Source organism: Methylotenera mobilis JLW8 (assembly GCF_000023705.1).
Lineage (GTDB): Bacteria > Pseudomonadota > Gammaproteobacteria > Burkholderiales > Methylophilaceae > Methylotenera > Methylotenera mobilis.
This window is the reverse complement of the sequence record NC_012968.1, coordinates 1950875-1966963: the sequence shown is the minus strand read 5'-3', so window position 1 is coordinate 1966963 and position 16089 is coordinate 1950875. Positions and strand designations below refer to the sequence as shown.

The window sequence follows — 16089 nt, the reverse complement described above, 5'->3', positions numbered from 1 at the left end:
TTGCTTAATTGAAAGAATCTACTTCTATATTATGAATTTCTCGCAGTTTTTATTAATTCTTAAAGCGCGCTTTAAGATTATTTTACTAACATTCGTTACCACTGTGACCATTACATTGGTGGTTAGCCTGCTGATTCCTAAATCTTATACTGCTACCACTTCGCTGATATTAAATTATAAGGGGATGGATCCTGTTACAGGGATTGCGTTGCCGGCCCAATTGATGCCTGGCTACATGGCTACACAGGTAGATATTATTACTAGCCAAAATGTGGCGGTAAAAGTAGTGGATGCGTTAAAGTTTACCAACAGTACGCAAGCACAAGCGCAGTTTCAAGAGGCGACTCAAGGTCGGGGTGATATTCGTAACTGGTTTGCTGGTTTGTTACTAAAAAAATTAGATGTGCAGCCTTCACGTGAAAGCAGTGTGATTGAGTTATCTTTTACGGGTGCAGACCCAGAGTTCGCAGCAATTGTCGCTAATGCATTTGCCGTAGCTTATCAAGAAACCAGCTTGCAGCTTAAAACGGCTCCGGCACAAATCGCATCTACGTATTTAGGTACGCAAACCAAAGTGCTGCGTGAAAATTTAAAGGTTGCACAAACTAACCTCTCAGCTTACCAACAAGAGAATGGTATCACCAGTGGTATCGAACAATTTGATGCTGAAAGTGCAAAGCTCAATGAGCTTACTGCACAACTGGTCGCTGCACAAGGCAACGCTATTGAAGCATCGTCGCGTCAGAATGGTACACGTGGTAATGCTGAGCAGTCACCAGATGTTGCAGCAAATCCCTTAGTGCAAAGCCTCAAGGTGCAAATTTCCAGTACAGATGCGAAGTTAGCCGACATTGCACAGCGTTTGGGGCAGAACCACCCACAGTATCAGTCTGCAAAGGCAGAGGCTGATAAAATTAAATCAGAGTATCAAGAGGCTCTGCGTAACGCTACGGCTAATGTTGGCGGCACAGCTCGTATTCATCAGCAGCGTGAAGGTGAGCTGCGCGCACAAGTGGCTGCGCAAAAGACAAAAGTGTTAGCACTTAATCGCACACGCGACCAATTGGCGCTGTTGCAAAAAGACGTAGATAACGCCCAGCGTGCTTTAGAGGCAGTAAATCAGCGCTTTACGCAAACTAGCTTAGAAGGCCAGGGCAATCAAACTGATGTGGGTATTTTGAATCCAGCTGTACCGCCTATTAAGCATTCAAGCCCTAAAACGCTGGTTAATCTAATTCTGGCTATATTTTTAGGGACGTTGTTAGGTGTAGGTTTTGCGTTGTTAGCCGAATTGCTGGATCGTCGAGTGCGCTCTGCAGATGATATTCAAGAGGGGGTTGCGATACCTGTGCTTGGTGTTATTGTGAGTGATAGCTTGGAGCAGCCACGCCGTCGACGCTTTATCCCACTCTTGCGCTCTAGCAAGACCAAAAATTCCAATTATTTAAGCTTCAAGAACTAAGGCAGGGTGCTATGACAGAAACGTTGAATCTAACAACTAGCCTCAAAGAAACACCTACGATGTTGAAGCGAGATACAAGTATTGGCCGCTTGTTATTAGAGCAAGGCAAAATATCGCCAGTAGATGCTGAGCGCGTGCTGCGCTTACAAAAAGATAAAGGCATTCGCTTTGGTGATGCCGCACTGAAGTTAGGCTTAATTACTGATGCGGATATTAGCCAGGTGCTCGCGCAGCAGTTTGATTATCCTTATTTACAGGCTGGTCAAGGCGACTTCAGTCCAAAGTTGGTTGCAGCTTACATGCCATTTTCTCCACAGGTGGAGGCACTACGAGCTTTGCGTAGTCAGCTAGTGTTACGCTGGTTTTCTGAACATGGCACGATGATCGCGATTGTTGCCACGCAAGCTGGTGATGGCAGTAGTCATACTGCAGCTAATCTGGCAGTCGTTTTTTCTCAACTCGGTGAAAAAACCTTGCTGATTGATGCCAATATGCGCCAGCCAAGGCAGCGTGAGTTATTTAATCTGCAAGAAAATCGTGGTTTATCCGATATTCTAGCTGGCCGTGCTACTAAAGAAGAGGTCATTGTTCGTATTGAGTCTTTTATGGGGCTTTCAGTCTTAGGTGCTGGCACGTTGCCGCCCAATCCGCAGGAGCTGTTAAGCCGTAGTACGTTTAGAGAGCTACTCGCAGGAGTGGGTAATGAATACGATATTGTCATTATCGATACCCCGCCAGCAGATAACAACGCAGATTTTCAAGCTATTGTGGCCCGCACTGGCGGTGCTTTATTGGTTTCTCGTAAGCATAAAACCAAATTGGCTGATTTAGTAAATCTGACAGACCAAATTAAAAGCATAGGTGCACATGTTGTGGGTGCTGTGCTCAACGAGTATTAATCAATGCAAATTAACGCACTGGCTAGGCGTTATATCTCAATCGAGATGCTGGAGTGGTGGCCAGTGCTGTTGGGATTGTTTGTATTGTTGGTTCCAACTGTTTTAGGGCTTGCCAATGGCGTTTGGCAGAGTGATGATCAAGCGCATGGTCCAATAGTATTAGTTGTCGTGTTGTTTTTAACTTGGCAAAAGCGTGCGGTTTTTTATACAAACACAGCACACCCAAGCCGCATTAGTTTGATATGCGGTTGGCTACTCTTGTTGTTTGGTTTGATCTGTTATGTGATTGGGCGCTCGCAAGATATCCTAATGCTTGATATTGGGTCTCAGATATTTGTCTTGAGTGGTATTTTATTAATTACACGAGGTGTTTCAACGCTCAGGGCCCTATGGTTTCCATTGTTTTTTATATTGTTCATGATTCCGCTGCCGGGGTTTTTTGTTGATGCAGTGACATTGCCCATGAAAATCGCTGTATCCATTGTGGCTGAACATGTACTTTACTGGTTTGACTATCCAATTGCCCGTAATGGGGTGGTGTTGCAAATAGGGCAATACCAATTGTTAGTGGCAGATGCTTGTGCCGGTATGCATACGTTGATTTCACTCGAAGCACTTGGCTTATTGTATCTTAGCCTTGTAAAACATGATTCTTTGTTCCGCAATATCACATTGGCATTGCTTATTATTCCGATTTCATTTGCGGCAAACGTTACCCGAGTAATTGTGCTAACGCTGGTGACTTATTATTTTGGTGACGCTGCGGGGCAAGGCTTTGTGCATGGTTTTGCAGGCTTGCTGTTATTCGTTGTAGCTTTATTGTTAATTATGCTTGTGGACTCTCTGCTGCAGTATTTATCTAAATGGTTTGGTTCTACATATTTAGAGCGTAGCAAAGGTTGTATGTCTCAATGAGTGAACGCGTCTGGAGAAATGCGTTAATTGCACTGTCATTAATCATCGCAATGGTAGTTGCTGTCGTCATGCGGCCTACCTATCGTATGGCCGATCATGGGGAATTGGTCGTCATCGAGGAAATGATACCTAGCCAATTTGGCGACTGGAAAGTTGAACAGTCAAAGACTGCTCAAATTATTAACCCGCAGATTAAGGAAACATTAGATAAAATCTACACCCAGACGCTGTCGCGTACATACGTGAACAATAAAAACCAGCGTGTCATGCTTTCAATTGCTTACGGCCCTGATCAGAGTGACGTTACGGCATTGCACTACCCTGAAGTTTGTTATCCTGCACAAGGTTTCCAGGTTGAGTCTATAGCCCAAGCTAAACTGGATACAGACTTTGGCGATATAAGAATTAAAAGGTTGGTTACATCCAATAACACAAGGTCTGAGCCGCTCATTTATTGGACTACTGTGGGTGATAAAGTCGTACGTGGTGCTAGGGAGGCTAAGCTGGCTCAATTGCAATACGGGTTTCAGGGCATCGTGCCAGATGGAATTGTTTTTAGAGTGTCGTCAATATCGTCCAGTGCTGAGGAGGCCTTCTTGTTACAGAAGTCATTTGTGTCCGCCTTGGTGAAGAGTTTGTCAGCAGAGGACCGAGCCAGAGTTGCGGGATTGCATTAAATCAGCGTGTCAATAAAGTTGTACTTAGATATTTATGAAAAAACTTAAGAAACTACACCAATCACATACGGTAAAGAATAGCTTGATTTATACCAGTGATTTTATTCTGCAAATTGTAGTGTTGGCTGCCTATGCCGTCCTTATTTCTAGAGAGCTTGGGCCAGCTAGCTATGGAGTTTTTGCTTCAATCGCTGCGTTGTCAATTATTGGCAGTATGTTTGCTGGCTGGGGTTGTGATCAAACCCTGATTAAAAATGTGTCGGCTAACCCCGATGGTTTTAGACAAAACTTAGGTCATGGTTTATTGCTGATTCTACTTACTTATCCAGTATTGTTAGCAGTGTTATACGGTGCTGCTTATTTGGTAATTCCTAATAATGTTGTCAGTAGCTTGTCTATCGTATTATTTATTACTGTAGATTTAATATTTACAAAGATTTTGTTTCTCACAAAAGCTAGCTTTGCTGTGTTTGAGCGCGCAAAAAATCAGCTAGTCATTAACCTGGTGACGACATCGACCAAGTTACTTTTCTTGCTATTAGCGCTCAAGGTGTCTGACGGCTTTAATTTGAACCAATGGGCATTCTGGTATTTTATAAGTGGTCTGCTATCAGCCTCTTTTGCATTGTCATATACCATCAAACATTTAGGGCTGCCAAAATTTAGCGGCTGCACTACGGAGTTTGTTTTAGGTTTTCAGTTTTCTATTGAGCAGGCTTCCTTAGCATCTCTTAAGGATTTAGATAAGCCGATCATCGTTGCCATGTTAGGTGCCGAGCAGGGCGGTCATTTTGCAATTGCTTTCAGATTGGTCGATGCTGCCAGTGCCCCAGTTAGAGGCATACTTTATGCGCTTTATATTAAATATTTTAAGGTAAGTTACGTGAGTAAAAAGGATAGTGTGGCACTGTCATTAAAAGTGTTGCCATATCTCACAGTTGTTTCACTTATCGCAGCCGTATTAATTTATTGCTTGGCATGGACTATCCCAATTTTGCTTGGTGATCAATATCAGGCAGCTGTTGTGATTGTTCAGCAGTTATGCTTATATCCACTGCTTTTCGGTTTGTTTGGCACTAGTATGGATTTGCTCCGAACTATAGGTAAGCAGTTTGCACGAACTGTTATTGTGATTGCCTCATCAGTGATTACTTTGCCGATTCTTTACTTATCTTTAAGTCAATTTGGAATGTTAGGCGCAAGTTTTTCTAAGCTAATTGTGCTCGCTATTTTTGTGGTAGCTGGGTGGCTAGTTGTTTATAAAGCTAAGCTCACATTTTAATTTTAGTTCAATAGCGGTTGGTGTCCCAGTTGTAGTTAAAACCAATGCATCTAGTTCTCTTAGAGGCCACATACTTACGATGATGTTAAGCTCACATGTACAGTTTAAAACCCAACCCCCTAAGGAGGCATCACTTAGGGTCTTGTTGCTTGTGCTCCTTTATACATGGGTCATTTATTTTTTATTGTCTTTTACATCAGGCGCTTATAAGAATATTAATGCCGAAGTTGCCGATGGCACATTTAGCAATAAACTATTCTGGATTTCAGTTTTTATATATGCGCTATATTTGTGGCAAATGCGCAAAACTTATAAACTCTATAATTTAAGTTGGCATATTTACTTATTAATTATTTATATGGTGCTTGCCGTACTCAGTGCTTTCTGGAGTGATGTGCCACTCATCAGTTTAAGGAGGTCACTGCAGCAGGTTATGATGATATTTTGTTTGTTAACACCTTTTTTGCACGGTGTGAATCGAACGTTAATCCTAGATAAAGTATGCCAAGTGTTGGCCATATTTATACTTATTAATGTGGCACTAATACCAGTGTTCGGGATTGCTGATTTTGGGTATCGAGGAATTTGTCCGCAAAAGAATATATTAGGTCAGATTTCAACAGTGGCTTTTTTCTTCTGCAGTTATGCCGCAATAGCTAAAGTGGGCGTGTTAAGAAAAGGCTATGTTGCTATCTCAATAATGGCAGTTGGTTTGTGCTTAATTAGCAACTCCAAAACATCTCTAGCCCTGCTAGTCTCTGTACCAGTTCTATCGTTTGTGCTGATTCAGTTTGCAACTATTGAAGACAACTTAAAAAGAATAGCTTGGTTGTTTTTTATCATCATCACAACATATCTTATATATGCTGCTTCGATTCTGATTCCTTTTGATATATACGATATTTCTAGTTTGATGTATCACGACCGAACTTTTACTGGCAGAACTGCTATTTGGGATTTTTCTGGATATTATATTAACCAATCACCTGTTGTTGGTTTTGGATATGGCTCGTTTTGGGGAGTCGGTTCCAGTTCAAAAGCTATTGGCCAAGGCTTTATTGATGGCCTGTTGCAGGCTCATAATGGATATGTTGATATCGTTTTGGAGCTAGGTTATTTAGGGTTGGCTGTGGCCACACTATTTATTCTAGTATTGGTTAATAATATTTTTAAAACATCAAAAAAGCACAAAATGCTTGGGATGCTTTTGTTCTCCAGCCTACTGTTTGTATTGCTAAACAATACGATGGAGTCGAGCCTATTTCGAGGGTATGCACCACTTTGGATTGTGGTTTTACTTTGTGTCGGCTTGGCTAGTCCCGAGTATGAAAAAATTGATCAAGAAAGATTATAAAAGTGGGATGTTTTGTTTCTACATTTTGCTTGTCCAGTTTTAGGTGCTCGGTAAATATGTGGCTTAGTAACTTAGCTTGTGAAAACTTTTTATTCAGTGCATTTGCTCTGCTAGGTTGCATTGGTCAATGTTTAAATTTTGTTGTGTGGATTGGGAAATGACGATAAGAGTAACTGTCTGTTTATGTACGTTTCGGCGTCCAGCTTTGAGTAATGCGTTGCAAAGCCTTGTTAATCAGATAATTCCCGATGGTGTAACGATGGATGTCGTGGTTGCGGATAATGATCCGCACGAGTCAGGTAGACCGATTGTTGAATCATATGCAAAAGAGGGATCACTACCCATTACTTATGTCGTGGCTCATGAACCAGGTGTTGCCTCAGCTAGAAATTGTTCAGTGGCTAATGCGCGCGGTGAGTGGCTTGCATTTATAGATGATGATGAAGAGGCTGATGTAGATTGGGTGCAAGCGTTACTTAAGTGTGCTGAGGCTCATCAGGCGTCGGTCGTTATTGGCCCAGTAATTGCTTGTTATCCATCTGAGGCGCCATCTTGGATTGTTAATGGCGATTTTTTTGGAAAGCGTGTTCCTGCGTCAGGCACTCAGCTTGGAACTGGTGCAACTTGTAATGCTTTAGTGCGAAAAGATGCACTGCCAGATCAGCTTTGTCCCTTCAGTTTAGAATTTAACACTACCGGTGGAGAAGACACTGAGATGTTTTCTCAGATGGTATCGGCAGGACATCGGATTGTATCTTGTCAGGAAGCACGCGTGACTGAAACCGTGGAGCCACATCGCTTAAATGAGGATTTCTTATTACGTAAAGCAAGGCGTGTTGGAGAGACCTATGCACGAATCTTTATTTCGCCCAAAGGTATAGCACTACAAACTATAGATATTGTTAGAGCCTGTATACAAACACTCGTTGCAAGTGTGATTTCGTTAATGTTGCACCCTTTAGGTATGGAGAAATCAATGCACTATAAAATCAAAGCTTATGCAAACTTAGGTAAGTTGTTACACATGATGAAACGAAATCCGATTGAACTTTATAAAGGATGATTAGTTGAGAGTATTGCATGTCGTTCGTCAATTCCATCCTGCTATTGGAGGATTGGAAAATTTTGTTTACTGCCTTGTGCTTGAACAGCTACGCACTGGAATAGATGCTGAAGTATTGACCTTAGATTCAGTTTTTCATCAGAGACCGTTTGTCCGGTTACCTTATGAAGAGCTTGTTGGTCCTATTAAAGTTAGGCGTATTAATTGGTCTGGATCCTATAAGTATCCGTTTGCCCCCACAGTCCTCAATCATTTAAAAGGGTATGACATTGTTCATGTACATGCAGTAGATTTTTTTATTGATTTCCTCTCTATTACACGCTTATTGCATGGTAGTCGGCTTGTACTATCCACGCATGGTGGGTTTTTTCATACGCAATATGCCAGCACTCTTAAAAAAATATTCTTTAACACAATCACGCGATTCTCGTTGCGTAATTACAGTCAAGTTTATGCTTGTAGTAATGGAGATTACCAATCTTTTGAGCCCATTTGTAAGGGTAAATTAAGGCTTATTGAAAATGGTGTTGATGTAAATAAATTTTTTGATGCGTCAGCAAAGCAAGCAACTAGAAAATTCGTGTTCATCGGTCGATTTTCAGATAACAAGCGTATTGATTTGTTGGTTTCTGTGTTTTCAGAACTCATCAAACTACATCTAGATTATAAGTTGTTAATCATTGGTAAGGATTGGGATAATAATCAAGCACGGCTTATTCAACAGATTCATTCGCTTGGGCTTGGTTCTAATGTTGCAATACATAATGGTTTAGATGACGCTTCGATTAAAGCGATGTTTGCTGAAGTAAGTTTTATTATTAGCGCCTCTGAATATGAGGGCTTTGGGATGACCTTGGTTGAGGGGATGTCAGCGGGCCTTATTCCTATTGCTAGTCCCATAATAAGTTTTAAAAACATCATCTCGCAAAGTGGTTTAGGGTTGCTGGCTGACTTCACAGAGCCTCATGTGGCAGCGCAAACAATTCATGCATATACTGAATTTTGCCAATTAAACTATACCTCTTTGCGAGAGCAAGCAAAGGTGGCGTCCCAATCCTATGGGTGGGTGGGTACGGCAGAAAGGTTTCAGGCTGCTTACGACGAACTATTGGGCGACAGTTATCGTATGTTACAAGGCGTCCGTTTTGATACGCGAGATAGTAGCGAGGTTTTTAAGGCTTTTGATGCGTCAATAACTCAAGAGCATTTCTTAAGAGTTGCAATAGCTAATGCACACACACTAAACCTAGCTCGTAACGATAGCCAGTACCTGAAAGTGTTAGGCGATACCTTGGTTCTGAATGATGGGATTGGAGTCAATATTGCTAGTCAATGGAAGTATGGTAGGGGGTTTGCTGAGAATTTGAATGGTACGGATTTGATTCCTAAGTATCTCGCACAATCCCAAACAAAATTAAGGATATTTTTGCTTGGTGCAACTGACCAGGTTGTTAGTGCATGCTTCCAACGTTGTAAAACTTTGTTTCCTCAGCATGAGTGGGTTGGTTTTTACAATGGGTATATAGACGCAAATGAGCATATTGCTGTCTGTGAGCGTATACATGAGTCTGGTGCTAATTTATTATTAGTTGCGATGGGTAATCCGCTGCAGGAGAAATGGATTCATCAATATGGTGAAACTACAGGGGCAAAGCTGTGTATTGGTGTTGGGGCGTTGTTTGACTTTATGGCAGGTAGCGTTACGCGTGCACCAAGCTGGGTTAGGCGTATACATTGTGAGTGGATATATCGTTTAGCGATTGAGCCTAAACGTATGTGGCGAAGATATATGGTGGGAAATTTTTTATTTTTAATTGCTGCTTGGAGGAACTGCTCGCGATGAGTCAGATGCCTAAAGTCTTGCATATATCTGCGGATTATCCAGATGCAAATCGAGCCGAGACTACTCATGCTGTACGTAATTTTATAACCTCCAATAAGGAGCTGGATTATTTTGTCGTTTCATTAAATCGGGTTGTAAATCCCTTGAAATGTAATTGTATTGAGGGGGACGATAAAGGGGATAAGCGCGTTATTTCCATGCGATATTGGGGGATGCCATATGGCGTGCTACTTGCACTATCTATGCTGATCGTGGCTGTTAGGATTAGATGGCAATTGAAACAACGTGGCATCCGAGTGGATGTGATTCACGCGCACAAACTTACTTTCGAAGGCTTAGCTGCATGGTTTTTAGCACGCTGGTTATCAGTGCCTTTGGTTCTGTCTGTCCGAGGGGAGGCTGAGTCAAAGATTTTGCGCTTCAAGCCACATTATAAATGGCTGATTAAACGGATGCTACGGGATGCTGTTCAAGTGCTATATGTTTCTGCTTGGTTTAAGCCAATCTTAAATCGACATTTTGATATATCACCGCATAAGCAATCTCTTCTTCCCAATTTTGTTAAAGAAAAAGGTGCTACGTATTCTGACGAGTATAAACCAGATCATCTAGTCACAATTCTAGATCTTAATGTTTTTCCAAAAAAAGGATTAGATCGTCTTTTGCCTGCATTTAAGCGAGCTCTAACGCGATACCCAAATGCAAAGCTTGATGTTATCGGCCGAGGTAGTGTGCAGGTGATTTCAGAAGTTGAATCAATCATCAAACATCTTGAACTGCAAGATAGTGTTGTGCTTAAAGGTACTTTTGATAATACCGAATTGTTGAAACTGATACCTCGTTATGCGGGGTTGGCACTACCTAGCCACAACGAAACCTTTGGCATGGTATATGTAGAGGCATTGTTGTGCGGGATTCCTATTCTCTATTCACAAAATACTGGAATTGATGGTTTTGTTGATTGGATTCCAGCTAAGGTTGGGGTTGATGCAACTTCAGTGGATAGTGTTGCTGATGGGTTGGAAGCTATATTAGATAATCAGTATAACTATCGTCAGTGGTTAAAAGAAAACCATGAGGTAATTCAGTTTAGTTTTGATCGTGAGTCATATCTTGCTACTTACAACAAATTTATACGTAAGTTTCTTGTATGTACACATTGATGATTTTGTTTCAGAATCGGTGACAGCCAGTTTCATACAATTAAGAACAGAGTAAGTACATTTTCAAAAGCAATTAGCATGTCACTCGTATTTTAAGGTGATTAGTGGTCAGCTGATTAGCAGTTTTTCATAAGGGCTCGGTGGTAAGAATGTTTGGTGAATGTACATTGATATGCAGAAATTAATAAGAAAACTGATTTGTATGACATTACTTTCTTTGCTTAGTTGTTTTCATACAAATGTTAATGCCAGTACAGAATGTTCAAGTGCTATACGTGGGGTAAATTTAGCTGGTGCTGAGTTTGCCGGAGACAAGTTACCGGCAATGGCGGGTAAGAATTATTTTTTCCCTAAAATTGAACATCTGCAACGCGCTAATAATGCTGGATTTAATGCTATACGCTTGCCAATATCATGGGAAAGTTTACAACCCAATTTGTATGGTGCGCTTGATGAGACGTATGCCAACTTACTTTTGTCTTTTTTAAATCAAGCTTATCTCAACCATCAGGTCGTTATCGTCGATGTACATAATTATGGACGTTACAAAAAAGAGCTTATTGGTAGCGCACAAGTCCCTTCGGAGGCTTTTGCTGATATGTGGAAGAAATTGGCCACTATACTTCATAAGCATCCAGCGTTATATGCTTATGGCCTAATGAATGAGCCACACCACACTCAGGGTTTGTGGCATATTACGGCCCAATTTGGTCTAAACGCTATTCGTGAGGTTGATACATCACATTTAATATATGTTGCCGGTGACGATTGGAGTAGTGCGTCATCATGGCCTAAATCTAATCCACAACCATTTGTCACTGACCCTAGTGATAAGATTGTTTATGAAGCCCACATTTATTTTGATGATGACTTTAGTGGTCGGTATGCAAAGCCTATTGGTAACGTAAACTTAAAGGCTAGGACAGAAGCCAGATTATTGCCTTTTGTTTCCTGGTTAAAAAAATATAAGCAAAAGGGCGTTATTGGTGAGTGGGGCGTACCTACTGATGACCCTGCCTATGATGATGCAACCGAGACCTTTTTATCAATCACAAATACCGAGTGTTTAGATTGGTTTGTTTGGGTGGCTGGTTATATGAGACCTAGCTATGTTCTGTCACTCGATTCATTAGATGGAAAACCGAAGCACTTATTGCAGAAATTAAAAGACAGGCTAATTAAAGAGCCTGCTAATTAATCACGTGCTGTGGATTCAGAGTTGAGTGCTCTTTCTCATTATCACTTTAAAACATAATATCAATAGGAGTCATGGATGAAAATAGCAATTGCCGGTACCGGTTATGTAGGCCTTTCTATGGCGGTTTTACTTGCGCAGCATCACACGGTAGTTGCGCTGGATATCTTGCCTGAAAAGGTGGATATGTTAAACCGCAAAGAGTCACCGATTGAGGATGCTGAAATTGAAGAGTATCTTAAAACCAAGCAACTTGACTTTAAAGCAACGCTGGATAAGAGTGAAGCTTATCAAGGTGCAGACTATGTAATTATTGCTACCCCAACTGATTATGACTCTGAAACAAACTATTTCAATACTAAGTCAGTAGAGGCTGTGATTAAAGATGTAATGGTGGTTGCACCTAATGCGGTAATGATCATCAAATCAACTATTCCTGTAGGCTTTACCGCAAAAGCACGTGCACAATATCAGTGCGATAATTTGATTTTCTCACCAGAATTTTTACGCGAAGGAAAGGCATTACACGATAATTTATATCCTTCTCGCATTGTGGTTGGTGAAACCTCTGAGCGAGCGCAAGTTTTTGCTAACCTGCTGGCAGAGGGTGCACTTAAAGCAGATATTCCTGTACTGTTAACTAACAGTTCAGAGGCTGAGGCGATAAAGTTATTTTCTAATACTTACCTTGCAATGCGTGTGGCTTATTTTAATGAGTTAGACACTTACGCCGCTACGCATGGTTTAGATACCAAGCAGATCATAGATGGAGTTGCTTTAGATCCACGTATTGGTAGTCATTACAACAATCCATCATTTGGTTATGGTGGATATTGCTTACCTAAGGATACTAAGCAGTTGCTTGCTAACTATAGTGATGTGCCGCAAAACCTTATTAATGCCATTGTTGAATCTAACACAACACGTAAAGATTTTGTTGCTGCGAGCATTATTAAACGTAAACCTAAAGTAGTGGGCATCTATCGTCTCATTATGAAAAGTGGCTCCGATAATTTTAGGGCTTCTAGTATCCAGGGCATTATGAAACGTATCAAGGCTAAGGGGATAGAGGTCATTATTTATGAGCCTGTGTTAAATGAGCCAGATTTCTTTAACTCAAAAGTTTATACAGATTTAAACGAATTTAAACTGAAAGCGGATGTCATTGTTTCTAACCGTATGGCTAAAGAGCTTGCGGATGTTGTAGACAAAGTTTATACACGCGATTTGTTTGGTAGTGATTAAATTGACATTAAAACCTCTAAGACATATAAAGTATGGTGAAGTGAATAGTATTAAAACAACTTTATCAATTCAGAATCTAATGGAAACTAGTGGCGTTAAGTTTGGCACTAGTGGGGTACGTGGTTTGGTGTCAGCGATGACATCGGAGCTCTGTTTTGCGTATACCTTAGCGTTTGTACAAACGCTAAATTTGCCGTTAGGTAGCCGCATTGTTATTGGTATGGATTTGCGTCCGAGTAGCTCTGATATTGTACGTGCTTGTGCTAGCGCTATTAAGCATGCCGGATATCAGGCTGAGTTTTGTGGGGCACTACCTACGCCTGCTTTAGCATATTATGCTCAAGTAAACGCTGTCCCTGCCATTATGGTTACTGGGAGCCATATACCCTTTGACCGTAATGGTATTAAGTTTTATGGATTATGTGGTGAAATTACCAAAGCAGATGAAGTTAATATCAGTCGAGCACAGGTAGGCATGCCGGCTGAGTTACCGTTAATCGCTTTACCTAGTGTCAGCTCAGCAGCCGCGACGCTTTATCTTAATCGCTACCTTGAGTTTTTTCCGCAAAACTGCTTAAGTGGTTTACGCTTAGGCTTTTACGAACACTCCAGCGTTGCACGAGATATATTGCGCACATTGCTTGAAGCACTAGGGGCTGAAGTAATCTCACTTGGTCGTACAGATGAATTTGTGCCGATTGATACAGAAGCCGTCAGTGATATTGATATACAAAAGGCCCGTGACTGGGCCAGTGAGTATAAATTTGATGCGATTTTTTCTACAGATGGTGATGCTGACCGCCCTCTTATCGGTGATGAGTATGGTAACTGGCTACGGGGCGATATTGTCGGTATTCTCTGTGCACAATACCTTAATGCATCCGCGGTAGTTACACCTGTTAGCAGTAATACTGCATTGGAACTCAGTTGTGCTTTCCAAAAAATTACACGTACACGTATTGGTTCACCTTATGTGATTGCCGGGATGGAGGCATTGATAGCTGATGGAGTAGAAAGAAATCCACCTGTACCTTCGCAAGTTGTGGGTTTTGAAGCTAACGGTGGTTTCCTACTGGGTTCTACGATTCGGCGTGATACTAGCGCACTTTCACCTTTGATGACGCGAGATGCAGTACTGCCAATATTGACTATATTGGCGATGTCGATAGAAAGTAATAATCTAGTATCGCAATTAGCAAGTAAGCTACCAGCTCGTTTTACAGGGAGTGGTCGTTTACAATCATTTCCATCAGAGACCAGCAAGAATATCATTCAGCAATTAGCACATTCCAATGTGGTGGTTGAGGACTTGTTAGGCGAGCTTTGTGGCGTAGTGGCTGATTTAGACCTAACTGATGGATTAAGAATCATATTTCAGAATGATGAGATTGTGCATTTTAGGGCATCTGGTAATGCCCCCGAGTTACGTTGCTATGCAGAGGCGAACTTTCAACAACGGGCAGACTTTTTGTCGCAGCACTGTTTACAGTTACTAAAAGCGTATGCATTTGATGCATAGTGATTTAGTGATAATTGAAGATAAATATTAAATGGAATTCAATATGACAAAAATAATCCCAGTAATTCTTTCTGGGGGGGCGGGTACGAGGTTATGGCCACTATCACGTGCTGCATTACCTAAGCAGTTATTACCTTTATTGTCTGAGCACTCCATGTTACAAGAGACTATATTACGTCTTGCTGATTGGCCAGAAGTATTAGCGCCTATGGTGGTATGTGGTAATGATCATCGTTTCTTAGTGGCAGAGCAGTTGCGTGAGATACAAGTTTTACCGCACTCTATTATGTTAGAGCCGGTAGGGCGTAACACGGCCCCTGCAATTGCAGTTGCAGCTTATGGCGTTGAAGAGGGTGCTGAGGATGCGCTAATGCTGGTGCTGCCAGCAGATCACGTGATTCGCGATGTAAAAGCATTCCATCTTGCAGTGCAAGTTGCCGCAAAAGCAGCAGCTCAAGGTCGATTGGTAACGTTCGGCATTCAACCCTCTAGCCCGGAAACAGGGTATGGCTATATTAAAAAAGGTGATACTGACAGGGTGGCGGAGGGAAGTTTTACAGTTCAAAAGTTTGTAGAGAAACCTAATCGTGACGTGGCCGAGGGTTACGTAGCCTCTGGGGATTATTTTTGGAATAGCGGTATGTTCTTATTCAAGCCATCGGCATACTTAGCTGAGCTTGCCAGATTACGTCCAGATATTGCAGACATAACTAAACAATCATTTGAAGGTAGTTATAGAGATCTGGATTTTTGTCGTCTGGAAGAAAAGTCATTTATGCAATGCCCTTCTGACTCTATTGATTATGCTGTGATGGAAAATACTCATCTAGCTGCGTTAGTACCAGTAGATATGGGTTGGAATGATGTGGGTTCTTGGACAGCATTGTGGGAGGTGCAATCACAAGATGAGGCTGGTAATGCACTACGTGGCGATGTCTATGTGGATGATGTGAAAAGGTCATTAGTGCGTGCTGAAGGCCGCATTGTAGCAGCAATCGGTGTGGAGGATTTGGTTATAATCGAAACGTCCGATGCGGTGTTAGTCGCACATAAAGATCGTGCGCAGGATGTTAAGAAGATTGTAGATCATTTAAAACGTAATGGGCGTAGTGAGCATGAAGTGCATGCACGAGTTTATCGGCCGTGGGGTAGCTATGAGGGTGTTGATATAGGTGAACGCTTTCAAGTCAAACGTATTATCGTAAATCCTGGCTCCAAACTGTCGTTACAAATGCATCACCATCGCGCTGAGCATTGGGTTGTTGTGAGCGGAACGGCCTTAGTTACACGCGATGGTAAAACTGAAATGCTGTCTGAAAATCAGTCTACATATATTCCTATCGGCGTTACTCATCGATTAGAAAATCCAGGGAAATTACCATTACATTTGATTGAAATACAGTCTGGTAGCTATTTGGGTGAGGATGATATTGTACGTTATGAAGATACTTACGGACGTTCTTGAGTAGATG

Annotated in this window: 13 protein-coding genes; all 13 read left to right on the top strand. The window is 41.6% G+C overall.

Annotated elements, in window-relative coordinates; all coding sequences use genetic code 11:
- Positions 1-31 precede the first annotated feature (31 nt).
- The 13 genes from epsF (at position 32) to MMOL_RS09035 (ending at position 16082) form a co-directional block, all read left to right on the top strand.
- The gene (gene epsF, locus MMOL_RS09095) at positions 32-1462 is read left to right on the top strand and encodes a chain length determinant protein EpsF (protein WP_015832734.1); all 1431 of its coding nucleotides are present in this window, start codon (positions 32-34) and stop codon (positions 1460-1462) included.
- 11 nt (positions 1463-1473) lie between these two features.
- Positions 1474-2361, top strand: coding sequence for a chain length determinant protein tyrosine kinase EpsG (gene epsG, locus MMOL_RS09090; RefSeq protein ID WP_015832733.1), 888 nt, complete (start codon positions 1474-1476; stop codon positions 2359-2361).
- A 3-nt stretch (positions 2362-2364) separates the two neighbouring features.
- On the top strand, positions 2365-3276 hold the full coding sequence (xrtB, locus tag MMOL_RS09085) for an exosortase B (RefSeq protein ID WP_015832732.1): 912 nt from the start codon (positions 2365-2367) through the stop codon (positions 3274-3276).
- A complete protein-coding gene (gene epsI, locus MMOL_RS09080) occupies positions 3273-3953 on the top strand; it encodes an exosortase-associated protein EpsI, B-type (RefSeq protein ID WP_015832731.1) in 681 nt (226 codons plus the stop codon). The genes xrtB and epsI overlap by 4 nt, the downstream gene beginning before the upstream one ends.
- 34 nt (positions 3954-3987) lie before the next feature.
- Positions 3988-5235 carry an MATE family efflux transporter gene (locus MMOL_RS09075; protein WP_015832730.1) on the top strand — a complete coding sequence of 416 codons (1248 nt, stop codon included), beginning with the start codon at positions 3988-3990 and terminating at the stop codon, positions 5233-5235.
- Complete coding sequence (locus MMOL_RS09070) at positions 5207-6589, top strand: O-antigen ligase family protein (RefSeq protein WP_148207859.1); 1383 nt, start codon at positions 5207-5209, stop codon at positions 6587-6589. The genes MMOL_RS09075 and MMOL_RS09070 overlap by 29 nt, the downstream gene beginning before the upstream one ends.
- Positions 6590-6716: 127 nt before the next feature.
- Positions 6717-7652 (top strand): glycosyltransferase family 2 protein, encoded by a 936-nt coding sequence (locus tag MMOL_RS11945; protein WP_015832728.1) that lies wholly within the window; start codon positions 6717-6719, stop codon positions 7650-7652.
- 4 nt (positions 7653-7656) lie between these two features.
- A complete protein-coding gene (locus MMOL_RS11940) occupies positions 7657-9495 on the top strand; it encodes a WecB/TagA/CpsF family glycosyltransferase (RefSeq protein ID WP_015832727.1) in 1839 nt (612 codons plus the stop codon).
- Positions 9492-10658 (top strand): glycosyltransferase, encoded by a 1167-nt coding sequence (locus tag MMOL_RS09055; RefSeq protein WP_015832726.1) that lies wholly within the window; start codon positions 9492-9494, stop codon positions 10656-10658. The genes MMOL_RS11940 and MMOL_RS09055 overlap by 4 nt, the downstream gene beginning before the upstream one ends.
- A 160-nt stretch (positions 10659-10818) precedes the next feature.
- Positions 10819-11856 carry a glycoside hydrolase family 5 protein gene (locus tag MMOL_RS09050; protein ID WP_015832725.1) on the top strand — a complete coding sequence of 346 codons (1038 nt, stop codon included), beginning with the start codon at positions 10819-10821 and terminating at the stop codon, positions 11854-11856.
- Positions 11857-11931: 75 nt separating this feature from the next.
- The gene (locus tag MMOL_RS09045; protein ID WP_015832724.1) at positions 11932-13098 is read left to right on the top strand and encodes a nucleotide sugar dehydrogenase; all 1167 of its coding nucleotides are present in this window, start codon (positions 11932-11934) and stop codon (positions 13096-13098) included.
- A 40-nt stretch (positions 13099-13138) separates the two neighbouring features.
- Positions 13139-14617, top strand: coding sequence for a phosphomannomutase (locus MMOL_RS09040; RefSeq protein ID WP_238524369.1), 1479 nt, complete (start codon positions 13139-13141; stop codon positions 14615-14617).
- Positions 14618-14660: 43 nt separating this feature from the next.
- Positions 14661-16082 (top strand): mannose-1-phosphate guanylyltransferase/mannose-6-phosphate isomerase, encoded by a 1422-nt coding sequence (locus tag MMOL_RS09035; RefSeq protein ID WP_015832722.1) that lies wholly within the window; start codon positions 14661-14663, stop codon positions 16080-16082.
- The last annotated feature ends 7 nt before the right edge of the window (positions 16083-16089 follow it).